Source organism: Thalassospira marina (assembly GCF_002844375.1).
Lineage (GTDB): Bacteria > Pseudomonadota > Alphaproteobacteria > Rhodospirillales > Thalassospiraceae > Thalassospira > Thalassospira marina.
In genome coordinates this window covers 3176763-3199057 of sequence record NZ_CP024199.1, presented here as the reverse complement: position 1 = coordinate 3199057, position 22295 = coordinate 3176763, and the positions used below count along the sequence as shown (strand labels likewise).

Here is a 22295-nt window from a genome sequence, read left to right as displayed (position 1 = left end):
GCCAGTTGCCGCCCATTTTATAAATTTTTCCAATTCGACGCCGATTTTTACTCCGCCAGCCCGCTTGTTAACGATGGCCTGAACGGGCTAGACGTTAGGAAATGAACGGAAACGGGCATTCGGGAATCCTGCCGTATCCGATGGGGATAGTTATGGCATCGCGTTCCAGGGAACAGGCGTCAGGCAGGTGCGCAGATGGTTAATGAAATGACGAATGCGCGCGGCACGAAAATGGCGTGGTCCCAGCAGGGCAACGATTGGCGCATCATCGACCTGCCAGTCCGGCAGGATTTCAACCAGCCTGCCTTTGCGAATATGTTGAGCAACATCCCATTCCGATCGCAGGGCAATGCCCATGCCCGCCAATGCCCAGTCGCGGATCACATTGCCATCATTTGATGTCATATCGCCGTTTACCCGCACGGTTTCCTTCGTTTTGGGTTTTGCTGCGGCGTGAAAACGCCACAGGGAGACGTCTTCGTCATTTTCACGCAGGATCAGGCATTGATGGTGGGCAAGGTCGGTAATGGTGGCCGGGGGGCCAAACCGGGCGATATAGGCCGGTGCGGCACATAAAATGCGCCGGTTGGGCGCGATATGCTGCATCTGGAAGGGCTGGTTGCGCAATTCCCCGATATGAATGATGACGTCGCGGTTTTCCGGTTGCTGCCCGATCGGATTGTCGGACAGGTCCAGCGACACACTGATATCGGGGTGCGCGTGTTTGAAGGTGCGAACGGCCGGGGCAATATATTCGCGCCCAAAGCCGATGGGCGCTGCAATGCGCAAATGCCCGGCGATCAGTCCGCGGCGATCATTGATGCGGTCGGTGATATCGCCCAGTTCCGCCAAAATCCGTTCGGATCGTTCAAGGAGCAATTCGCCTTCATCGGTCAGGGTTAAATGCCTGCCGCGCCGGTCAATCAGGTTAACACCCAGCCGGGCCTCAAGGGCGGCGAGGCGCTGGGTCACGGCAGGCGGGGTGACATTAAGAAGGCGTGCCGCCGCCGCAAGCGACGAAGCCCTGGCAATCACCATAAAAAACTGAAGGTCGATGCTGTTAATCATTAAGTTTAAACTTAATGCAGAATTTAGAATCTGTAAATTGGGGCGAAAGGGCACCGACCTTTATTCTGGTCCTCCACACCGATAGAACCGGCACAGAATGACAGGGGATGACCATGACGGACCCGGCAGAGACGACACCCGTTGCGCTAAGCACGTTACAGACACCGTGCCTTATTTTGGATGAAACGCGCATGAACCGGAATATTGCGCGCCTGACAGAACGGCTGGCAACAGCAGGCGTCGGGTTTCGTCCGCATTTGAAAACACCCAAATCCATTGATGTTGCCCGCCGCGTAATGCCCCGGCCAACCGGCCCGGCAACCGTTTCGACCCTTCGCGAAGCTGAACAGTTTTTTGACCATGGCGTGCGCGACATTACCTATGCTGTTGGCATCGCACCCGACAAACTGGCGCGTGTGCAAAAACTGCGCGCGGATGGGGCCAATATCACAATCGTAATTGATAACATCGATCAGGCACGTGCCATTGCCGCGCTGTCGGACCCAACAAACCCGATCCCGGTTTTAATTGAAATTGACTGTGATGGTCACCGATCAGGGGTAAAGCCGGATGATGCCGCGCTTTTATGCGCCATTGCCGATATTCTGGTGCCAAATTCCCATCTGGCCGGGGTCTTGACCCATGCCGGGGAAAGTTACAGCGCCAAATCCATTGCCGATCTGGAAGCCGCCGCCGAACAGGAACGGGTTGCTGCCGTGCTTGCTGCAACCATCCTGCGGGGGGCGGGGCATGCATGTGAAGTGGTAAGTGTCGGTTCCAGCCCCACGGCGCATTTCGCCAAAAGCTATGATGGTGTAACCGAGGTCCGGGCTGGTGTTTTTGTGTTTTTCGACCTGTTTCAGGCGGGCATTAATGTGTGCCGCATTGATGATATTGCCCTGTCGGTCTTGACCACGGTGATTGGTCATCAGCGTGAAAAGGGCTGGATCATTGTTGATGCTGGCTGGATGGCAATGTCGCGTGACCGGGGCACGGCGGGCCAGGCCGTTGATCAGGGGTATGGTATTGCCTGCACCCTCGATGGCACACCGATGGATGACCTGATCATGGTTGGTGCCAATCAGGAACATGGCATTCTGGCCATTCGTCCGGGCGCGGATGCGCGCCTGCCGGATTTGGCCGTAGGCAGCAAACTACGCATTTTGCCAAATCATGCCTGCGCAACAGCCGCCCAGCACGGTGCCTATCATGTGTGCCGCAGCGGCGAGGATTTCACCCATACAACATGGTCGCGCTTTGCGGGCTGGTAAGGAAACCAATATGTATTACGTATCCGAAGAAACCGCGCATCGCATTGTCACCATCAAGGATGCGATTGCGACAATTGACCAGATGTTTCGGGATTATGCCCGGGGCGAGGCAATGACATTTCCCGTGGTGACCGGGCAGGGGCCAGACCCGCAAACACGTTTCAGCATCAAAAGCGGCATGTTTGATGCCCGCAGGCTGGCAGGCGTTAAAATTGGCAGTTACTGGCCGCAAAACCCGCAAGCCGGTATTCCTGCACATGGATCAACCACCTTTTTTCTTGAACCCGATACCGGCCTTCCCCGGGCCGTGGTTGCAGCATCCTATTTAACGGCATTGCGCACGGCCGCATCCGATGCGGTTGCCATTCGGGCGCTGGCCCGCAAGGATGCGGCGGCGCTTGCCATTATCGGCACCGGTAAACAGGCCTGGTACGAGGTTGCCGCTGCCTACGAAGTCCGCCCGATCAGGAAGGTGTTTGTCGCTGGCCGTTCCGCTGACAAGGCCAAATCATTCGCAGCACAGCTTGCCAAAGACCTTGGGCTGGAGGCCGTGGCTGCCCCCATTCCTGATGCCGTGCAACAGGCCGATATCATCATTACCGCAACGGCGGCGCGCGAAGGCCTGATCCAGCTTGAATGGGTGCCGCCGGGAACGCATATTTCCGCGATGGGGGCAGATGGACCTGGTAAATTTGAATTGGCCCCCGAACTGGTGGCAAAGGCATCGCTGTTTGCCGATGTGATCGAACAGTCGGTCAGTATCGGGGAATATGAAGTGGCGTTCGGGCAGGGTCTTATCGGGCGCGAAAACATCACGGCAATTGGCGATGTGTTAAATGGCACCCGTGATGGCAGGTCATCAAACGCGCAAGTAACGGTTTATGACAGTTCGGGCATGGCCCTGCAGGATTTGGCGATTGGTGAATTTGCCTTGCAGGCGGCGATCACGGCGGGATTGGCGGTTCAGCTTTAGAACCGGCCAATCCCCGATGCCTGATGCTCAATGCCTGATGAATCAGAAATTTTCCTTAAGCCACGCCCCCAGGCGGCCCCAGCGGCCGCCTGACTGGCGAATGTGGCTCATGGCTTCGCTTAGCGGGTCGTTTTGCTGTTCAACCGCACGCAGCAACAGCCCGGCACAGGCCGAAAAGGCCGGGCCGGATGTGGCCTGGGCCATACCGGTTACACCATGCGGCGATGCAACGGTTGCCGGGCGTTCAAACATCTGGCCTGCCAGTTCGGCAATGGCGTTCAACTGGCTGGCACCGCCGGTTAACATGATGGAACGGCCACCGATCTGCGACAGGCCGTTGGCTTCAAGCTGATCGCGGATCAGCTCAAACGTTTCTTCCAGGCGCGGCTTGATGATGTTGATCAGCATCGAACGCGGCACATGGTTCACATTGGCTTCGTCTTCGTCGCCAATAACCGGCACGGCCAGAATTTCCTGGTCATCGGATGGCGAAGTTAGTGCGCTGCCATGCAGGGTTTTTAACCGTTCAGCATGGGAAAGCGATGTGTTCAGCCCATAGGCGATATCGCGTGTGACATGGGCGCCACCCACGGGGAAGCTGGCGGTATAAATAACCTGCCCGCCATGGAAAACGGCAACGCTGGTGGTGCCTGCCCCCATATCGATCACGGTGGCACCCAGTTCGCGCTGGTCCTGCGTTAAGGCAGAAAGGCCCGATGCCAGCGGGGTGACAACCGTTTCCTCGATTTCAAGGTGGCAGCGTGCCAGCAGCGTTTCGAGATTGCGCAAAGCAGCAATCTGCGTGCGCACGAAATGCAAATCCAGCCCGACAACCGATCCATACATGCCGCGCGGGTCGCCCAGCCCAACGGACTGGTCAACGCGAAAGCCCAGCGGAACGGTGTGGATCAGCTCGTCCCCAGCCTGACGCAACAGCGCGTCTTTCTGGTCATTAAGCTTGCGGATTTCCAGATTGCCAATCGGGCGGGAGCCCAGTGGCAGTTCGATGGTGTGGGTTTCAGAAACAAGCCTGCCGCCAGACAGATTGACGATCACGGCCTCAATGGTCTGGCCCGCCATTTTTTCGGCAGCATTAACCGCCGCGAGCACCACTTCTTGTGCCGCGTCCAGATTTGCGATCGATCCGCTTTGCAGACCCTTGGACATGTTGTGACCAATGCCGATAATTTTCGGCTGGCCCGACCTGTCGGGTCGCGCAATAAAACAGCAGACCTTCGATGTGCCGATATCCAGGGCTGCGATCAGCCCTGATCTCGTTTTGCTGCGTGCCAATTGTTTGCTCTGAGTTTGCTTCTTGATGTCTGGGGTGAAGGTCGCCCGCATAGTCAACACCCCTTATCCCGGTTTTCGGTCAAAAGCAGTTGCAAATTGGTTAAGGCAGGGTGGAGTCTTTTGCATTTTATTGCCCAACTGACGGTTTAATGTCTTTTTGCGATGCAGTAAACGCCGCTGTGCAACTGCCGGTTTTGGCCGAAATTCTTCCGTGTTGTACTGCAACGTTACAGGTCTTGCTTGACACTCAACTGTAACGTTGCAGTAATTAGCCGCTAATTAAAACCTACAGGGAGGAGACCACATGTTTATCGGCAAGTTTGCCCGTGCAGGAATCGGTGTTGCGGCGGCATTGGCAATGTCCACGGCCATCGCCAGGGCTGATGAAAGCGTTGAAGTCCTGCATTGGTGGACCGCAGGCGGCGAAGCAAAGGCGCTTCAGGTTCTGAAAAAGGACCTTGAAGAACAGGGTGTTACCTGGAACGACATGCCGGTTGCCGGCGGTGGTGGCGAACAGGCCATGACCGTGCTGCGCGCACGTGTCACCTCGGGAAACGCGCCGACCGCGGTCCAGATGCTTGGCTTCGATATCAAGGACTGGGCAAAGGAAGGGGTTCTGGCGAACCTTGATGACCTGGCTGGCAAGGAAGGCTGGGACAAGGTTGTTCCCGATGCCCTTAAGGAATTTTCCAAATATGACGGCCACTGGATTGCCGCGCCGGTCAACGTCCATTCCACCAACTGGGTATGGGCGAACAAGGCGATCTTTGATGAACTTGGCCTGAAACAGCCCACCAGCTGGGATGAACTGATTGCCGATCTTGATAAAATCAAGGGTGCCGGTTACACGGCAATTGCCCATGGTGGTCAGGCCTGGCAGGACGCCACCATGTTTGAAGCCGTGCTGATGTCTACGGGCGGGCCGGAATTCTATAAAAAGGCAATGATCGATACTGATCCCGATGCCCTGAATTCCGATACCATGGTCAAGGTATTTGACCGCATGACCCAGCTTCGCAGCTATGTTGATGACAATTTCTCGGGTCGGGACTGGAACCTGGCAACGGCAATGGTGATCAACAAGGAAGCCGGTGTGCAGTTCATGGGGGACTGGGCCAAGGGTGAATTCCTGAATGCTGGCAAAGTGCCGGACCAGGATTTCATGTGCTTCCGTTTCCCGGGCACCCAGGGCACGGTGACGTTCAACTCCGACCAGTTTGTGATGTTCAAGGTGGGTGAAGACCGCCGTGATGCTCAGAACAAGCTGGCAGCAGCGGTGATGTCGCCCAGCTTCCAGTCGGCATTTAACGTTGTTAAGGGGTCTGTCCCGGCACGTACTGACGTTTCACCCGAAGCCTTTGATGCCTGCGGTCAGAAAGGCATGAAACAGCTTGCCGAAGCCAACGAAAAAGGCACGCTGTTTGGATCCATGGCGCATGGTCACGCAGTGCCCAGCGCTGTGAAAAACGCGATGTATGACGTCATCACCGCCCATTTCAACGGTGAATATGACTCCAAAACAGCGGCCGAAGAACTGGTCAATGCTGTTGAATCTGCGCAGTAAAAATCAATAACAGCCCTGATGGCCGGGATATTCCCGGCCATCAGAACGAAGTGCGGAGCATCGTCATGTCCTCAAGCATGCCTGGCAAGGCGCAGTCCATGCTGCGTGAAGTCTTGCCCCGGCTGGTGCTGAGCCCCAGTCTGTTTCTGATCCTTGTTTTCGTTTATGGATTTATCCTGTTTACCGGTTATCTGTCCTTTACCGATAGCCGGATGCTGCCGTCATTCGATCTGGTGGGATTTGCCAATTACAGCAATTTGTGGGGGCAGCGAAACTGGATTACCGCCCTGCAAAACCTGGCTATTTTCGGTATTCTCTATATCGCGATCTGCAGTCTGCTGGGCCTTGTTCTTGCCATTCTGCTTGACCAGAAAATTCGCGGCGAAGGCATTTTGCGCCCGATCTATCTTTATCCGATGGCGCTGTCTTTCATTGTGACCGGAACGGCGTGGAAATGGTTTCTTGATCCGGGGCTTGGTCTTGAAAACACCATGCATCTGTGGGGGTGGGAAAGCTTCACTTTCAATTGGATCAAGGATCGCAATATGGCGATCTACACTGTGGTGATTGCCGCTGTCTGGCAGTCCTCCGGGTTTGTCATGGCGATGTTTCTGGCGGGCCTGCGCGGCATTGACGGGGAAATCCTCAAGGCAGCACAAATGGATGGTGCCAGTAACTGGAGCCTCTATACCCGCATCATCATTCCCCAGCTTCGCCCGGTGTTTCTGTCGGCCTTTGTGGTGCTGGCACATCTTGCGATCAAGGCCTATGACCTTGTTGTTGCATTGACCAATGGCGGGCCGGGCCGTGCCACCGAATTACCGGCAACCTTTATGTATTCCTACACCTTTACCCGTAACCAGATGGCGGTTGGCGCGTCTTCGGCGGTGATCATGCTGGCAATGATTGCATCGATCATTGTGCCCTATCTTTATTCCGAATTGCGGGAGCGCCGGTAATGTCCCATTCAAGTCAGAAATCGGCGATTGGCACGGGTAAAATCATTCGTGCGGCCCTGTATATGATATTGATTCTATTTGCCGTTTATTACCTGCTGCCGCTTTTTGTGATGCTGGTGAACTCGGTAAAGACGCTTGATGAAATTCGCGGTGGCAATATGATGTCCCTGCCGCAGGTCTTTACCCTCGAACCCTGGGCAAAGGCGTGGTCATCCTCGCAAATCGGGGTGGAGCCAACGGGGCTTCGGCCCTATTTCATCAATTCGCTATTGATGGTGGTGCCTGCTGTTGCCATTTCCACCACGCTTGGCGCGCTTAATGGCTATGTGCTGACGAAATGGCGGTTTCCCGGCGATAAACTTGTTTTCGGGCTGATGCTGTTTGCCTGCTTTATCCCGTTTCAGATTGTGCTGATCCCGATGGCGCGCATTTTAGGCATGATCGGGCTTGCGGGCACCACAAGCGGCCTTGTGCTGGTGCATGTGGTTTATGGGCTTGGTTTTACCACCCTGTTTTTCCGCAACTATTATGCAGCCTTCCCCGACGAGCTGATCAAGGCAGCCAAAATGGACGGGGCCGGTTTTGTGCGCACCTTTACGCGCATCCTGCTGCCCAGTTCCGGGCCGATCATTGTGGTTACCGTGATCTGGCAGTTTACCAATATCTGGAACGACTTCCTTTTTGGGGCCTCCTTTGCCGATTTTGATTCCATGCCCATGACGGTTGCACTGAACAACCTGGTGTCATCCTCGACCGGGGTGAAGGAATATAACGTGCATTTTGCCGGGGCGATTCTGGCCGCCCTGCCCACACTGGTCGTTTATATCGTTTCCGGGCGGTATTTCGTACGCGGGCTGATGGCGGGCGCGGTCAAGGGTTAACAGACGAGAAAAGAAATAAAGGTCTAAACAGAATGGCATTTCTGGAAATTGACAACGTTTGCAAAAGTTTCGGCCCGGTCGATGTTTTGAAAAACATCAAACTGGATGTCGAGGAAGGTGGCTTTCTGGTGCTGGTCGGGCCTTCGGGCTGTGGCAAATCCACGCTGCTAAATACCATTGCCGGGCTGGAAAACCTGACAACCGGGCAAATCCGCATTGATGGTGATGTGATCGACGAACTGCCCCCGGCAGAACGCAACATTGCCATGGTGTTTCAAAGCTATGCGCTTTATCCCAATATGAATGTGGCGCAAAACATCGCCTTTGGCCTGGAAATGCGCGGCATGCCCAAGGCCGAACGTGATGCCAAGGTGCGTGACGTTGCCAAAACCCTGCAAATAGAAGCCCTTCTTGAACGCAGGCCTGGCCAGCTTTCGGGCGGGCAGCGCCAGCGTGTGGCAATGGGCCGGGCGCTGGTGCGTAATCCCAAGCTGTTTTTGTTTGATGAACCGCTGTCAAACCTGGACGCAAAGCTGCGTGTCGATATGCGTACCGAAATCAAACGCATGCACCAGACATTTGGCACAACCATTGTTTATGTCACCCATGACCAGATCGAGGCGATGACCCTTGGCACCAAAATTGCGGTGTTAAAGGGCGGTATTGTTCAACAATATGGTACGCCTGCTGAAATCTATAATGACCCGTCGAACCTGTTTGTCGCCGATTTCATGGGGTCACCGGCAATGAACCTGATCCCCGTGGATATTGAAGGGTCAAGCGTGCGCCTGTCCCGCGACGGGCTGGATGCACTGGTGCTGGATTTTGACCAGTTGCCATCGGGCATCGGGCAGCCAAGCAGTGGCAAGGTGATTATGGGCATTCGCCCCGAAGCCATTACCGATGCCCAGGGTGGTGCGGCAACACGCACCACCACCCAGCGCACTGTTTCTGCATCCTGCCGTATTGACGTGATCGAACCGGCCGGGGCCGACATTTACGCCATTACCACATTGGGCGGCAAAGAAGTGGTAACCCGCCTGCATCAGGATTGGACCGGGCAGGCCGGGCAAAGCCATGAATTGGTTTTCAACCTTGATAAAGTTGTGTTTTTTGATGCCCAAAGCGGGGAACGCTTGCGTTAGCAGCGGGCCGCATGGCAATAGCAAGGCAAATGCCAGCCATTGCCGGACCACACAAGGAGGAACGGACGCTGTCCGATCATGAAATAAGCGGTCGCGCAGACGGGAGCTTTGGCCCGCGCGCGCGACCGACCTTAAAAACCATTGCCGAGATGACGGGCCTGGGCGTGACAACGGTGTCACGGGCCTTGAAAGACGCCCACGACATTAGCGCCAAAACCAAACAGCGCGTCCGTCAGGTGGCCGATGCAATTGGATACCGGCCAGACCGCGCCGGGGTGCGCCTGCGCACGGGTAAAACCAATGTCATCAGCCTGGTTCTTGATCAGACAGATAAAATTCCCGAATTTGCCCGCCGCCTGATTGTCGGCATTTCCGATGTTATCCGCGAAACGCCCTATCACCTTGTGGTAACGCCGCAATCGCGCAGCGACGACCCGATGACGCCGATCCGCTACATCCTTGATACCCGCGCTGCGGATGGCGTGATTATCACCCATATCAAGCCCGAAGACGCCCGTGTCAGCGCCCTGATCAATAGTGGCCTGCCTTTTGTAACCCATGGGCGGTGCGATGGCGGGCAACAACATGCCTATCACGATTTTGATAACCGCGCCTTTTGCATGATGGCAGCCGAACGGCTGCTGGCGCGCGGGCGCAAACGGCTGGCAATGTTATCCCCGCCGTCCGAATTTACCTATTATCGTGAAAGCCTGTCGGGGTTGGCAACAATTGCCAAAAAGGCCGGTGTCCCGTTCGAGGTTTTACCCGGTGTTGACCTTGATTCCGGCAGTGAAGTTTTGCGCCAGGCCGGTATGGCCCTGCGCCATCAGGATTACGTGCCTGATGGCATTATTTGCGGCAGTGAAATATGTGCACTGGCCCTGATTGATGGCATTACCCAGTCGGGCCTGACGGTGGGGCAGGATATTGACGTTATCGCCAAGGAAACGTCGGATCTGTTGAATTTCACCCGCCCGCGTATTGATAGCCTGCGGGAAGATCTGATTTTGGCCGGGCAGGAACTTGCCCGGCATTTGATCGACGCGATTGAAGGCCGCCCGGTTGACGAAATTCACAGCCTTGGCCAGCCCGAACCGGTTTGGCGCACATCGGATCACCGCGATCAGGCCGGTCAGTAACGAACCGGCCTTTCGCGGTATCTGCGGGGCAGATCAGCTGTTGTATGCATATAGCCGTTAACTGGCAAAGGCCCCATTTTTAGCCAATACTAATTCCGCAAAGCGTTCACCCATCAGGCGGTGGCTGGTGCCATCGGGGTGCAAATGATCGGGCAGGGGATGCATTGCAAAATCCCGCGCGCCATACAGCATGGTGCCATCAAGATAGTGCAGGTTTGTATCCGTTTGCTGGCGGCCTTTTACAATGGCCGACATGTCATCACGAATTATCTGAAGGCTTAATTTGCCCTGGGTAACGTCATCGGGGTTGCCGGTTGCGACAAACCTGGTTTCGCCTTTTGCCAGGGCGGCGAAATCAAAGCTGGTTGGGCCGGGGGTAGTTTCGTGGATCGGGCAATGGATCGGCGATATCAGCAATAAGGGTGTGTTGGAGTGTTTCTCGCGGATGGTATCGATAAATCCGTGCAAGGCCGGGCCAAAGGCGCGCCGGCGCATGATATCGCCATTGACGATATTGATACCAACTTTAAGGCTGATCAGATCGGCGTCACGATCACGCAGGATGCGGGCGATAAACGGGTCAAGCATTGCACCACCCCCAAATCCCAGATTGGTCAGGTCTAAATTGCCTGCCATGGCCGCAATGGCAGGCCAGATGCCGGTTGGCGCGGCCGCGTTCGACCCCTGGCTGATCGAACTGCCATAATGAACCCAGCGACGCTGCTGTGCCGTGGGTGCGGCAATCGGGGCAATTGGCGCGTTGCTGTGCAGGGCAACCAGGCGCAATGTTTCGTTATGCGGCAGCCAGATTTCAATGCTTTTGATCCCGGCTTCAAGGCCTGCAAAACTGGCGAAGCCTGCTGTGCCGGTTTCCTGTGTTGCTGTGCCTTTTGCCATATCGATATGCAGGATATCGCCGTTGGGAATGCTGGCCTGCTGCTGCACTTTGCCATTTACCACTAGTTCAAAAACACCATCCGGCCGGGCGGGCAAACCGGTATAGACCCGTTTGGTTGGCAGGGCCTGCAGGGCAATTTCGGTTGCCTCGGTGGTAAATACCAGCCGGATGCCCGATGGCTGGGCCTCGGCCATCGTTAATTGCGGGTCGCTGGTTTGCGCGCGCGCCCATGCTGGCAGGCGATGAAGGATCAGGCCGGTAGGGGTGTTTTCGGTTTCGACCACACCACGCATATATTCGGTGGTGATGGGGGTAATGCAGGGCAATGTCATGGGAAACTGGCTTTTGGGGCAAATCAGAGCAAAGGAACAGGGATCAAATAGCGATGGCGCACCTGCAGGGCAAGGATGTTAAGGTAGGGATTAAGTATGTGCGAACCGCGATTTTGGTGGTGCTGCTTTATTGGGATGTTGTTGTGACCGTGACGCGCGCAGGAAAACAGAAAGGATCAGACCGACCCTTTCTTTTCCTTGGGCGGGTTGCGGCGCAGTTCGGCGGCACCCGGTGTCAGGCGGACAAAGGTGCGATCGGCAAGGCGCAGGTCAACCACCAGCACATCGCTTTCAAGCAGGTTATGGGCCTGGTCAAGCTGGTCCAGCCGGGTCCAGGCCTTGTCCATGTCATGTTCGGGCAGGCGAATGAACATGCCGTTTGAAAGCTGCACATTCCAGCGGCGATGGCCAATACGCTGCGCGCCCGTGACCATGTCAAACAGGCGCGGCACGGTTTTAAGGGTCGCCATCATGGCAGCCGCATGTTCGGGGGCATCTTCGCCCACCAGTACCGGCAGGTTCAGATAATCACCCAGTTCGTAATCCTGCAGCTGCACGCCATCGGCATCGATCAGGATATGGTTATCGCCATGCTGCCACAGGGCCAGGGGCTGGCGTTCCTCGACATGGATGATGATGGTGTCGGGCAGGCGGCGTTCAACGCTGGCCTTGCGCACCCATGAAAGCTGTTCGATGCGTTCGCGCGCGGCATCGGCGTCAAAGGTAATAATCGGCGATCCCGGCTTTTGGCCAATGGCGGCCAGAAGGGCGTTGGGGTCAGTGCGGTGGCGCCCGGCAACGTCGATGGTATTGATCACCATGCCAAACCGTGCAGAGGCATCAATGGCCTGGCTGCGCGCAGTTTCCAGCCACTGGTCGGTTTTGCCGCTTTGCCACAGGGCAACGGGCCCGCCCACAATAATGGCGGTCGCGCTGATCCAGCGGCACACGCGCGCGGTTTTGCGCAGCACCGCCGACCAGCCATATTCACGCTGAACCTTTTCCCGGCGCTCGCGCGCCTGTTCGGCTATCGTGCGCATGAGGCGTCCTCGACCATCCATGCAACAATGTCGGCAAAGCTCATGCCGTCATGGCGGGCTGCATCGGGTACCAGGGATGTCGGTGTCAGCCCCGGCTGGGTATTGATTTCAAGAATAGCAAGCTGGTCATGTTCCGGGTCATAGCGGAAATCGGCACGGGCAACGCCCTTGCAACCCAGCGCATGATAGGCCTGTTCGGCGCAATCGCGCATGCGGGTGCGCAGGGCAGCGGGGATATCGGCCGGAATAATGTGCTGCGACCCGCCATTGGCATATTTGGACTGGTAATCATAAAAGGCATGGTTGCCTGTCAGGATTTCAATCACTTCCATTGCCTGCCCATCCTTGATGGCAACGGTCATTTCGCGCCCGGCAACATATTGTTCCTGCATCACGCCATCGCCATGCACCCATTCGCGGGCCAGCATGTTCTGTTGTTCTTCGTCATTCAGGATAATTTCCACCCCGACAGAAGACCCTTCGTTATTGGGTTTCAGCACATAGGGCGGGGGCAGGGCGATGCCGTTTTCAATGTCATCGCGGGTAACATAAATATGCTTTGCGCAGGGCAGGCCCTTTTCGTGGAACATGGCCTTGGCGCTGATTTTATCCATGGCAATGGCCGATGCCCGCACACCCGAATGGGTATAGGGAATATCCAGAATTTCCAGAAGGCCCTGTACCGTGCCATCTTCGCCCCAGCGGCCATGCAGGGCATTGAAAATTACATCCGGCCGGGGTGACAGATCGGTGATTTGGCGGGCAAGGTCGCGGGTGGCATCAATTTCTGATACGCGATAGCCTTTTTCACGCAATGCCTTGGACACTTCGCGCCCCGAAGACAGCGAAACATCGCGTTCGGCTGACCAGCCCCCGTAAATTACCGCGACATGCTTGCTCATGCGTCTTTTCCCACAATCGATTGTCCCAAACGTTCACCAATGCGGCGAATTTCCCAGCGCAGATCAATACCGGAATCTTCGCGCACGCGGCGACGTACTTCTTCGCCCAGTTCTTCCAGGTCGGCGGCACTGGCATCGCCCAGATTGATCATGAAGTTGCAATGCTGCGGCGAAATTTGCGCCCCGCCAATGGTCAGGCCCCGGCAACCTGCCGCATCAATCACCTCCCATGCCCGTTTGGGCATGGGGTTGGCAAAGGTGGAACCACCCGTGCGGGCGCGCACCGGCTGGCTGGCATTGCGGGCTTCCTGAATTTCGGCAATTTTGCCTGCGATTTCATCGCGATCACCAGGGGTGCCACGCAGTACCGCCTTGGTGAAAATCCAGTCATCGGGAATATTGCAATGGCGGTAAGTCAGGCCCATTTCATTGACGGCAAGGGTGTGAATATTGCCTTTGCTGTCAATCGCCTCGGCGCTGATCAGGATATCGTGCATTTCCCGACCATAGGCACCGGCATTCATGCGTAATGCGCCGCCAATGGTGCCAGGAATGCCCGACAAAAATTCAAGCCCGGCAAGGCCTGCTTCCTGTGCGACCTGCGCGACATTGCCATCCAGCGCACCTGCACCGGCATGGATTTCATCGCCCGTCACCGTCACGTCGGTAAAGGGCCGACCCAAACGGACCACAACACCGCGCAAACCCCCGTCACGCACCAGAAGGTTCGATCCCACGCCAACCACGGTTACCGGTATGTCGGTGGGCTTGTCGCGCAAAAACGCGGCCAGGTCCTGGCTATCGGCAGGGCGGAACATCACATCGGCCGGGCCGCCCACCTGAAACCAGGTGACCTTTGCCAGCGATGCGCCTTCGCGCAATTTGCCGCGAACCTTTGGTAAACGGTCAATGGTCGGGGTATGGGCTGCCTGGGTCATGACGATTTAAGGGCCTCCATCTGGGCGGGCAGGGCATTGGCCCAGGCGCTGATGGAACCTGCGCCAAGGCACACGACAAGATCGCCGCTTTTGGCAATGCCCGAAACCACATTGGCCAGTTCTTCCGGCCCGTTTAATGCCAGTACCTTGCGATGGCCACGGTTGCGCAGCCCTTCGACCAGCGCATCGCGCGATGCCCCTTCAATCGGGCTTTCGCCAGCGGTGTAAACATCGGCAACGATGACGGTGTCGGCATCGTTAAAGCAGGTGCAGAATTCCTCGAACAGGTCATGCAGGCGCGAATAACGATGCGGCTGGACCACGGCGATCACGTTGTTTTGGGTGGCTGAGCGGGCGGCCTTCAGCACCGCGCGGATTTCAACCGGGTGGTGGCCGTAATCGTCAATGATAGTCACACCATCGACTTCGCCGGTTTTGGTGAAACGGCGTTTGACACCGGTGAAACCATCAAAGGCTGAAACGATTTTATCGTCATCAATACCCAGTTCCAGCGCCACCGTAATGGCCGCAAGGGAATTGGAAACGTTATGGTCACCCACCATCGGCAGGCGAACATTGTGAATGGTACGTTCAGCACTATCAACCCGTTCGCGGATCACCACGTCAAACGTGCTTTGGCCAATTTCGGTGCGCACATTGGTTGCGCGCACATCGGCCTGCGGTGAAAACCCGAATGTGAAAATGCGGCGGTCGGTCACCCGGCCAATCAGGGCCTGGACTTCGGGGTGATCAATGCACAGAACGGCAAAGCCGTAAAAAGGAATGTTCTGAACGAAGTTTTTGAAGGCTTCGCGCAACTGGTCAAAATTCTTCCAGTGGTCCAGATGTTCGGGGTCGATATTGGTGACCACGGCAATGGTTGAAGGCACCTTGATAAAGGTCCCGTCGGACTCATCGGCTTCAACCACCATCCATTCGCCATCGCCCAGGCGCGCATTGGTGCCATAGGAATTGATGATGCCGCCGTTGATCACGGTGGGATCAAGGCCGGCTGCATCCAGCATGGTGGCAACAAGTGATGTGGTGGTGGTTTTGCCATGTGTGCCGCCAACCGCAATGGCCGCTTTCAGGCGCATCAGTTCGGCCAGCATTTCGGACCGGCGCACAACGGGCACCATATTGGCCCTTGCGGCAACAACCTCGGGGTTATCGGGTTTAACAGCGGTTGAAATCACGACAACCTTGGCGTCGGCAACGTTGGCGGCGTCATGGCCGATAAAAACGCGAATGCCTTTTTCGCGCAGGCGCTGCACATTGGCGTTATCGGCCATGTCCGAACCCTGCACCTGATAGCCCAGGTTATGCAAAATCTCGGCAATACCAGACATGCCGATCCCGCCAATCCCGACAAAATGGATGTTTCCGATGCCAAGTGGCAGGGTTTTCATGCTAGGTCTCCTTGGACGTGTGTCGTTTTTTGTTTCAAATCTACCGGGGCACCGGCCGGGTCAAGGCCCAGCATATCGACAACCATGTCGGCCAGCCGTTCGGCGGCATTGCTGCGTGCAGCCTTGCGGGCCCCTTCGGCTGCACGGGCCAGTGCCGATGATCCGGTTAAAAGTTTCGCCAGTCGTTCACTAACGATTTCAACGGTAAAGCGTTCCTGCGACAGCATCCATGCGCCACCTGCCTGTTCGACCTGTTCAGCGTTGTAACGCTGGTGGTCATCAATGGCGTGGGGCAGCGGCACCAGAAGTGACGGGCGGCCCGCAACGGTCAGTTCGGCAACGGTTGAGGCCCCCGAACGCGCAATCACCAGATGGGCATCGCGCAGTCGTTGCGGGATATCGTCAAAAAACGGCTTTAGCGTGACATCAATGCCCGACCCTTCATAGGTTTTGGCAACCTGGTCCAGGTCCTCGGCGCGGGCCTGCTGGGTAACATGCAGGCGCGCTTTAAGGTCGGCAGGCAGGCGTATGATGGCTTCGGGCAATATTTCGGAAAGAATGCGTGCGCCCTGGCTGCCACCCGTGATCAGTAGGTTGACGGGGTCGTTGCCTTCGGGGGCCTGATAGGGCGCGCTGGCAAGGGCGGCAATTTCGTGGCGCACAGGGTTGCCCGTCCAGACAACGCGGGCTTTGTCACTATCGCTGATCAGGCGGACTTCGGCAAAGGATGTGGCAATCCTTGCTGCTGCACCGGCCACCACGCGGTTGGCCCGGCCCAAAACGGCGTTCTGTTCGTGAATGGCAAGGGGGATGCCAATGCCCTTGGCCGCAACCGTTGCCGGGATGGATGCATAACCACCAAAACCAATAACTGCGGCAGGGCGAATTTTTTTAAGATGGCGGCGGGCCTGCCATGTGCCCAGCGCCAGGCGGATCATACCGCTGATGCGACCGCGGAGTCCCTTGCCCGCAATGCCGCCAGCGGGCAGCAGAATAGTGGTGACACCTTCAAGGTTTTCGGTATAGCGCGCGGCACGTGCATCGGTAAAAAACACAACCTTTGCCCCGCGCCGTACAAGGGCGCGCGCCAGCGAAACCGCAGGAAACATATGACCGCCCGTGCCGCCGGATGTCAGGGCAATGCATTGCCCTTCAAGCGGGGTGTCGGTAATGGTGAATTCGTCTGTCGTCATTGTGGACATGTAACCTGCGCGAAACTCGGATGGCTATGGTGCCGGATGCTTCAAGAGAAACCGAGAAAGGTTAATATCCTTTCAAACGCAGGTTAAAAATCGGCTTAGTTCGAGCTTCTTTTTCGTGTCAGCGCCAGAATAAAGCCCATGCTGATTGCAATCGCCACGGTCGAAGAGCCACCATAGGAAACAAACGGCAGGGTCATGCCTTTGGGCGGGACAAGTTGCAGGGTCGATGCCATATTGATCATGGCCTGCAACCCAAACTGAACCAGAAGGCCGGTAACTGCCAGCACGACAAACATGTTGCGTTCGCCCATCATACGCGACAGGCCCCGCATGATGATAAAGGTGAAAACACCAATCACCAGCATGCAAAACAGAAGGCCGAATTCTTCGCCAGCAACGGCAAAAATAAAGTCGGAATGCGCATCGGGCAGGTAATTTTTAACCGTGCCTTCGCCCGGCCCCTGGCCCATGATGCCGCCATTCATGAAGGCTTCCATCGACCGCTGGATCTGATAGTTATCGCCCGTTGCCGGGTCAAGGAAGCGGTCCACGCGGGACTGAACGTGCGGCAAAATCAGATAGGCCGAAGCCGCCAAGCCAACCACACTCATACCCAGGCCAAAAACCAGCACAATCGGCAGACCTGCCAGAAAGATTTGTGAGGACCAGATGGCCGTGACCACCACGGTTTGCCCGAAATCCGGCTGGATCATCAGCAAAATGATGCAGGTCGCCAGCAACATGCAGCTAACGATATAGCCAGGGAAATTGGGGTTCAGGCGTCCTTCGGAAAACATCCAAGCCGCAACAACCGCAAAGGCCGGTTTTAAAAATTCCGACGGCTGAATGGTGATGCCACCAAAATTGATCCAGCGAACCGCACCTTTGATCTCTGGCCCGACAAAGGGCGTGATGATCAAAAGGCCGATAATTCCCAAAAACATAACCGATGCCACACGGCGCACCCATTTGATCGACAGCATCGAAATGCCACCGGCACACAGGGCCGCCAGGGTCAAAAAGAAAAACTGCCGACGGACAAAGTGGAAACTGTCCACGCCAATACGGTCAGCCACGGGCGGGCTGGCTGACATCACCAGAAGCGCGCCAATCCCCATTAACAGGATGGTTGCTGCCAACAGCCAGCGGTCAACCGTCCACCACCAGACACTCAGAACTGAAGTATCGGCCCGGGAAAAAGCAATATTACCGTTTTTGTCGCCAAACAGGGATTTCATCATGCCTCCTGGTTGGTTCGGGGTGCGATGTCGCTGGTGGTCGCGGACAGGTCGTTAAACAGGCTGCGAAAGGCATCGCCGCGGGCTTCAAAACTTTTGAACTGGTCAAACGATGCGCAGGCTGGCGACAGCAAAATCACCGGGGCGGGTGATATCGCATCGGTCTGGCCGGTTGCATTGTCGGTCTTGGCCTGGTCAGCCTTGGCCGTTTCAAGGGCGCGGCGCGTGGCAACATCAAGTGTGCCACACATCTCATAGGGCACCTGACCATCAAGGGTTTGCGCAAATGCCTGGGCGGCACTGCCAATCAGGAATGCCTTTTTGATACGGCCATAAAAGGTTTCAAGCCCGTCAATGCCGCCTTCCTTGGGTTTGCCACCCAATATCCAGTAGATATTGTCATAGGCTGAAAGCGCCTTTGCCGTGGCCTCGGCATTGGTGGCCTTGCTGTCATTGACAAAGGTGATGCCTTCAATCGCACCTAGCTGTTCCTGGCGATGTGCCAGCCCCGGAAAGGACATGATACCAGTGATGATATCGCTGGTTGCGACATTACGTGCCCGGCACAGGGCATAGGCAAAGGCGATATTCTGCCAGTTATGGCGGCCGGGCATGTGGGTAACGGTGGCAAGATCCAGTATCGGGTCCTGCGCATTTTCAAGGTCATCGACCAGCCAGTGATCATTGACATAAACGCCGTGTGGGGCAGGGCCATTGACCGAAATTTCAACCATGCGGTGGCCGCCTTCGCGGGCCAGTTCGGTTGCCATTTTGGCGCAATGCTCATCATCAATGGAAATGATGGTCCATTGCGGGCCTTTCTGGCGGGCAAAAATATTACGTTTCGCACCGATATAGCCGGTCATGCCGCCATGGCGGTCCAAATGGTCGGGTGTAATGTTAAGTAGCGCGCTGGCATCAAAGGCGGCTTGATCAATCAGGTCAAGCTGATAGCTGGAAAGTTCCAGTACGTAACAGTCATCCGCCCCCAGCGCATCAAACCCCAGCACCGGATAACCCAGATTACCACCCACCTGGGTTTTGATGCCCGATTGCGAAATGATATGGGCCGTTAGCGCCGTGGTGGTTGATTTGCCATTGGTGCCGGTAATGGCCAGCATTGGTGTTTGTGCAACCGTCGTACACAGCAGTTCAACATCACACACAATCGCCTTGCCTGCCCGGCGGGCCTTTTCGGCGGCTGCATGCGGGGTGGGGAAGGTTGATGGAATGCCGGGGCTGATCACCAGCATTTCTGGCACATTCCAGTCGCATTCCACCAGATTGACCGGCGCGACATTCAGATCGTCAAGCTGGTGGCGGCTTTCTTCATTGTCATCCCAGGCCCATACAATGGCCCCCGAATTGACCAACGCCTTCACACTGGCCAGCCCTGATTTTCCAAGGCCCAGAACCGCCACGGTTTTTCCGCGAAAATGTGAAAGGTCGATCAATTTCGTGTTCCGATCAAAATAGGGATATCAGCGCAGTTTCAGGGTTGCCAGACCGATCAATGCCAGAATGACCGAAATGATCCAGAAACGGATAACGATGGTGGGTTCGTGCCAGCCCTTCTTTTCAAAGTGATGGTGCAGCGGCGCCATGCGAAACACGCGCTTGCCCGTCAGTTTGAAGGAACCAACCTGGATAATTACCGATACGGTTTCCAGCACAAAAAGCCCGCCGATAATGGCCAGAACCAGTTCATGCTTGGTGACAACGGCAACAGCACCCAGTGCACCGCCAAGGGCGAGCGAACCGGTATCGCCCATAAACACCATGGCAGGCGGAGCGTTGAACCACAAAAAGCCCAGCCCGGCACCCACAAGTGCGCCCAAAAGCACGGTCAGTTCACCCGAACCGGCAATGTAATGAACCTGCAGGTAATCGGCGAATTGCACGTTGCCAATCAAATAGGTGATCAGGGCAAAGCTGGCGGCAGCGATCATCACCGGGACAATGGCAAGGCCATCAAGACCGTCGGTCAGGTTAACAGCGTTTGAGGCCCCAACCATGACGAACATGGCAAAGGGCACAAAAAACCAGCTCAGATCAAGCAGCAGGTTTTTGAAAAACGGAAAAGCCAGTTGGGTTGCCAGTGCCGGGTCGGTGTTATACGAAATCCACCAGGCGGCAATGGCAGCAATGGAAAACTGGCCGACCAGTTTTACCTTGCCCGGCAGGCCCTTGGTATTGCGTTTGGAAACCTTCAGGAAGTCATCCATGAAGCCCAAAAAGCCGTAACCGATGGTGACCAGCAGAACCGCCCAGACATAGGGGTTTTTAAGGTCCGCCCACAACAGCGTGGCAATACAGGTCGAGATCAGAAGCAAAAGGCCGCCCATGGTTGGCGTGCCTTTTTTGGTCAGAAGGTGGCTTTCGGGGCCGTCTTCGCGAATGGGCTGCCCTTCGCTTTGCCGGGCGCGCAGCAGATTGATCAGCCAGGGACCCAGCACAAACGCCAGCACCAGCGATGTAAAGACAGCGCCGCCGGTACGAAATGTAATGTACCGGAACAGATTGAACAGCGGAAACTGGTCAGCCAGCGGATATAGCAGGTTATAGAGCATTGCCCCTTGGGTTCCTTATGCGTCAGTTGGATGCCGGGGCTTTGCCCGCATGGCCCGATTTTAAGGCCGAAACAATTTTAGAAACGTAAATGCCAAGCGATCCCTTGACCAAAACCACGTCACCATCGCCAATTGCAGCCGAAATGGGGTCAATTGCGTCTTCTGCGCTGTCAAAATGGCCCAGATGACGGTCTTTGGGCAGTTCTTCGGCCAGTAATGCCATCATCGGGCCGACGGTAAACACACCGTCGATTCCCAAATGGTCCAGCGGATGGGCCAGGTCGCGATGCATTTTTTCTGCTTCATCGCCCAATTCGCGCATATCGCCCAACACGGCAATGCGGCGGCCATTTTCACCGGGCTTTTCATTGGCCAGCAATTTAAGGCCCGCCATCATGGATGTGGGGTTCGCGTTATAGGCATCGTCAACCAGCATGTAGTGGCCGGTTTCGGCACCGCTGGCATCATGAAGGGCAAGGGCGTGGCGCGCACCACGGCCTGCAGGCGGGGTAACGTCGGCCAAATCCTGTGCGGCGCGCACAACATCGGCGCCGATCTGATCCACGCAGGCCAGAACTGCCAGCGAATTGATCACCCAGTGTTCGCCGGGGCAGCCCATGAAATATTCAAGGTCGCGGCCACCGATACGGGCGCGAACGGCGCTGCCGCCAGTGACGATATTGGCCTCAAACAGGCGGTATTCGGCGGTGGCATCGGTGCCAAACCCTTTGATGCTGGCAATGCCCAGTTCCTTTGCCCGGCGTGCCAGGGCAAAATAATGGATGTTGTCGCGGTTCAAAATGGCCGCGCCATCCTTATCCAGCCCTTCAAAAATCTCGGCCTTGGCCTTGGCAATTTCGCCTTCATCCTTGAAATATTCGGTATGGGCGCCAACCACCGTGGTAATCAGGGCGACCGAAGGTTTCACCATTTGCACCAGCGGGGTGATTTCGCCAGGGTGGTTCATGCCAATCTCAAACACGCCATATTGCGCATCGGCCGGTAGGGTCGCCAGGCTTAGCGGCACACCCCAATGGTTATTGAAACTGGCCGGGCTGGCATGGGTTTTGGCCTGTTCGCCCAGCACATATTTCAATGCTTCCTTGGTGCCGGTTTTGCCGACACTGCCGGTAATGGCGATGATTTTGGCCTTGCTGCGCGCACGCCCGGCCAGGCCAAGGCGCACCATGGCGTCCAGGGTATCATCAACAATCAGGGCAGGGGCATCTTTGGGCAGAACGGAATGGTCCGAAACCAGGGCAGCGGCACAGCCAGCCTCAAAGGCCTTTTCGACAAACTGATGGCCGTCGAAATTCGGGCCTTTCAGTGCGATGAACAAATCACCGGGCCGGGTTTTGCGGCTGTCGATCGAAATACCGGTAACCTGCCAGTCCCCTGCGACGATGCCGCCGGTGGCGGATACTGCATCTTCGGCCGTCCATAAAACAGCATCACTCATCGCGTTTCTTCTTT

19 protein-coding genes are annotated in these 22295 nt (G+C 56.3%); 7 read left to right on the top strand and 12 right to left on the bottom strand.

Annotated features, from left to right (window positions below):
* Positions 1-150: 150 nt before the first annotated feature.
* Entirely contained in the window at positions 151-1068 is a 918-nt protein-coding gene (locus CSC3H3_RS14605) for a LysR family transcriptional regulator (protein ID WP_101285290.1), read from the bottom strand.
* Positions 1069-1181: 113 nt separating this feature from the next.
* Between CSC3H3_RS14605 and CSC3H3_RS14600 the strand changes: the two genes are divergently transcribed.
* Entirely contained in the window at positions 1182-2339 is a 1158-nt protein-coding gene (locus CSC3H3_RS14600) for a DSD1 family PLP-dependent enzyme (RefSeq protein ID WP_101285289.1), read from the top strand.
* Positions 2340-2349: 10 nt separating this feature from the next.
* Positions 2350-3312: an ornithine cyclodeaminase family protein gene (locus CSC3H3_RS14595; protein ID WP_101285288.1), complete on the top strand. Its 963-nt coding sequence runs from the start codon at positions 2350-2352 to the stop codon at positions 3310-3312.
* A gap of 42 nt (positions 3313-3354) precedes the next feature.
* On the opposite strand, the gene ftsA is transcribed toward CSC3H3_RS14595, so the two are convergent.
* Positions 3355-4605 carry a cell division protein FtsA gene (ftsA, locus tag CSC3H3_RS14590; RefSeq protein ID WP_101265008.1) on the bottom strand — a complete coding sequence of 417 codons (1251 nt, stop codon included), beginning with the start codon at positions 4603-4605 and terminating at the stop codon, positions 3355-3357.
* A 304-nt stretch (positions 4606-4909) separates the two neighbouring features.
* On the opposite strand from ftsA, the gene CSC3H3_RS14585 reads away from it, so the two are divergent.
* From CSC3H3_RS14585 to CSC3H3_RS14565, 5 genes are all read left to right on the top strand, one after another.
* Positions 4910-6169 carry an ABC transporter substrate-binding protein gene (locus CSC3H3_RS14585; RefSeq protein WP_101264791.1) on the top strand — a complete coding sequence of 420 codons (1260 nt, stop codon included), beginning with the start codon at positions 4910-4912 and terminating at the stop codon, positions 6167-6169.
* Between the two features lie 65 nt (positions 6170-6234).
* Positions 6235-7128 carry a carbohydrate ABC transporter permease gene (locus CSC3H3_RS14580; RefSeq protein WP_165791782.1) on the top strand — a complete coding sequence of 298 codons (894 nt, stop codon included), beginning with the start codon at positions 6235-6237 and terminating at the stop codon, positions 7126-7128.
* On the top strand, positions 7128-8009 hold the full coding sequence (locus CSC3H3_RS14575) for a carbohydrate ABC transporter permease (RefSeq protein WP_101285287.1): 882 nt from the start codon (positions 7128-7130) through the stop codon (positions 8007-8009). Before CSC3H3_RS14580 ends, CSC3H3_RS14575 begins: the two co-directional genes overlap by 1 nt.
* Positions 8010-8041: 32 nt before the next feature.
* A complete protein-coding gene (locus CSC3H3_RS14570; protein WP_101285286.1) occupies positions 8042-9154 on the top strand; it encodes an ABC transporter ATP-binding protein in 1113 nt (370 codons plus the stop codon).
* Positions 9155-9165: 11 nt separating this feature from the next.
* Positions 9166-10293 (top strand): LacI family transcriptional regulator, encoded by a 1128-nt coding sequence (locus CSC3H3_RS14565; protein WP_215907510.1) that lies wholly within the window; start codon positions 9166-9168, stop codon positions 10291-10293.
* 57 nt (positions 10294-10350) lie between these two features.
* Here CSC3H3_RS14565 and CSC3H3_RS14560 read toward each other — a convergent pair whose 3' ends face one another.
* The 10 genes from CSC3H3_RS14560 to CSC3H3_RS14515 all read right to left on the bottom strand — a co-directional run bounded on the left by CSC3H3_RS14560 (position 10351) and on the right by CSC3H3_RS14515 (position 22281).
* A complete protein-coding gene (locus CSC3H3_RS14560) occupies positions 10351-11523 on the bottom strand; it encodes an SGNH/GDSL hydrolase family protein (RefSeq protein ID WP_101285284.1) in 1173 nt (390 codons plus the stop codon).
* A 176-nt stretch (positions 11524-11699) separates the two neighbouring features.
* The gene (locus tag CSC3H3_RS14555) at positions 11700-12563 is read right to left on the bottom strand and encodes a cell division protein FtsQ/DivIB (RefSeq protein ID WP_101264786.1); all 864 of its coding nucleotides are present in this window, start codon (positions 12561-12563) and stop codon (positions 11700-11702) included.
* Positions 12551-13465: a D-alanine--D-alanine ligase gene (locus CSC3H3_RS14550; RefSeq protein WP_101285283.1), complete on the bottom strand. Its 915-nt coding sequence runs from the start codon at positions 13463-13465 to the stop codon at positions 12551-12553. Before CSC3H3_RS14550 ends, CSC3H3_RS14555 begins: the two co-directional genes overlap by 13 nt.
* On the bottom strand, positions 13462-14403 hold the full coding sequence (murB, locus tag CSC3H3_RS14545; protein WP_101285282.1) for a UDP-N-acetylmuramate dehydrogenase: 942 nt from the start codon (positions 14401-14403) through the stop codon (positions 13462-13464). Before murB ends, CSC3H3_RS14550 begins: the two co-directional genes overlap by 4 nt.
* Entirely contained in the window at positions 14400-15812 is a 1413-nt protein-coding gene (gene murC, locus CSC3H3_RS14540; RefSeq protein ID WP_101264783.1) for a UDP-N-acetylmuramate--L-alanine ligase, read from the bottom strand. The genes murB and murC overlap by 4 nt, the downstream gene beginning before the upstream one ends.
* Positions 15809-17005, bottom strand: a complete 1197-nt coding sequence (murG, locus tag CSC3H3_RS14535; protein ID WP_172963430.1) for an undecaprenyldiphospho-muramoylpentapeptide beta-N-acetylglucosaminyltransferase — start codon at positions 17003-17005, stop codon at positions 15809-15811. Before murG ends, murC begins: the two co-directional genes overlap by 4 nt.
* A gap of 104 nt (positions 17006-17109) precedes the next feature.
* A complete protein-coding gene (gene ftsW / locus CSC3H3_RS14530) occupies positions 17110-18252 on the bottom strand; it encodes a putative lipid II flippase FtsW (RefSeq protein WP_101264781.1) in 1143 nt (380 codons plus the stop codon).
* A complete protein-coding gene (gene murD, locus CSC3H3_RS14525) occupies positions 18252-19706 on the bottom strand; it encodes a UDP-N-acetylmuramoyl-L-alanine--D-glutamate ligase (protein ID WP_101285280.1) in 1455 nt (484 codons plus the stop codon). Before murD ends, ftsW begins: the two co-directional genes overlap by 1 nt.
* 27 nt (positions 19707-19733) lie before the next feature.
* Complete coding sequence (mraY, locus tag CSC3H3_RS14520; protein ID WP_101285279.1) at positions 19734-20822, bottom strand: phospho-N-acetylmuramoyl-pentapeptide-transferase; 1089 nt, start codon at positions 20820-20822, stop codon at positions 19734-19736.
* Between the two features lie 22 nt (positions 20823-20844).
* A complete protein-coding gene (locus CSC3H3_RS14515) occupies positions 20845-22281 on the bottom strand; it encodes a UDP-N-acetylmuramoyl-tripeptide--D-alanyl-D-alanine ligase (RefSeq protein WP_101285278.1) in 1437 nt (478 codons plus the stop codon).
* Positions 22282-22295: the final 14 nt, after the last annotated feature.

Excerpts from the sequence above, each read along its gene's own strand:
- CSC3H3_RS14605 (WP_101285290.1), bottom strand. The coding sequence starts at position 1,068 with ATGATTAACAGCATCGACCTTCAGTTTTTTATGGTGATTGCCAGGGCT.
- CSC3H3_RS14600 (WP_101285289.1), top strand. The coding sequence starts at position 1,182 with ATGACGGACCCGGCAGAGACGACACCCGTTGCGCTAAGCACGTTACAG.
- CSC3H3_RS14595 (WP_101285288.1), top strand. The coding sequence starts at position 2,350 with ATGTATTACGTATCCGAAGAAACCGCGCATCGCATTGTCACCATCAAG.
- CSC3H3_RS14585 (WP_101264791.1), top strand. The coding sequence starts at position 4,910 with ATGTTTATCGGCAAGTTTGCCCGTGCAGGAATCGGTGTTGCGGCGGCA.
- CSC3H3_RS14580 (WP_165791782.1), top strand. The coding sequence starts at position 6,235 with ATGTCCTCAAGCATGCCTGGCAAGGCGCAGTCCATGCTGCGTGAAGTC.
- CSC3H3_RS14575 (WP_101285287.1), top strand. The coding sequence starts at position 7,128 with ATGTCCCATTCAAGTCAGAAATCGGCGATTGGCACGGGTAAAATCATT.
- CSC3H3_RS14570 (WP_101285286.1), top strand. The coding sequence starts at position 8,042 with ATGGCATTTCTGGAAATTGACAACGTTTGCAAAAGTTTCGGCCCGGTC.
- CSC3H3_RS14565 (WP_215907510.1), top strand. The coding sequence starts at position 9,166 with ATGGCAATAGCAAGGCAAATGCCAGCCATTGCCGGACCACACAAGGAG.
- CSC3H3_RS14560 (WP_101285284.1), bottom strand. The coding sequence starts at position 11,523 with ATGACATTGCCCTGCATTACCCCCATCACCACCGAATATATGCGTGGT.
- CSC3H3_RS14555 (WP_101264786.1), bottom strand. The coding sequence starts at position 12,563 with ATGCGCACGATAGCCGAACAGGCGCGCGAGCGCCGGGAAAAGGTTCAG.
- CSC3H3_RS14550 (WP_101285283.1), bottom strand. The coding sequence starts at position 13,465 with ATGAGCAAGCATGTCGCGGTAATTTACGGGGGCTGGTCAGCCGAACGC.
- murB (WP_101285282.1), bottom strand. The coding sequence starts at position 14,403 with ATGACCCAGGCAGCCCATACCCCGACCATTGACCGTTTACCAAAGGTT.
- murC (WP_101264783.1), bottom strand. The coding sequence starts at position 15,812 with ATGAAAACCCTGCCACTTGGCATCGGAAACATCCATTTTGTCGGGATT.
- murG (WP_172963430.1), bottom strand. The coding sequence starts at position 17,005 with ATGACGACAGACGAATTCACCATTACCGACACCCCGCTTGAAGGGCAA.
- ftsW (WP_101264781.1), bottom strand. The coding sequence starts at position 18,252 with ATGAAATCCCTGTTTGGCGACAAAAACGGTAATATTGCTTTTTCCCGG.
- mraY (WP_101285279.1), bottom strand. The coding sequence starts at position 20,822 with ATGCTCTATAACCTGCTATATCCGCTGGCTGACCAGTTTCCGCTGTTC.
- CSC3H3_RS14515 (WP_101285278.1), bottom strand. The coding sequence starts at position 22,281 with ATGAGTGATGCTGTTTTATGGACGGCCGAAGATGCAGTATCCGCCACC.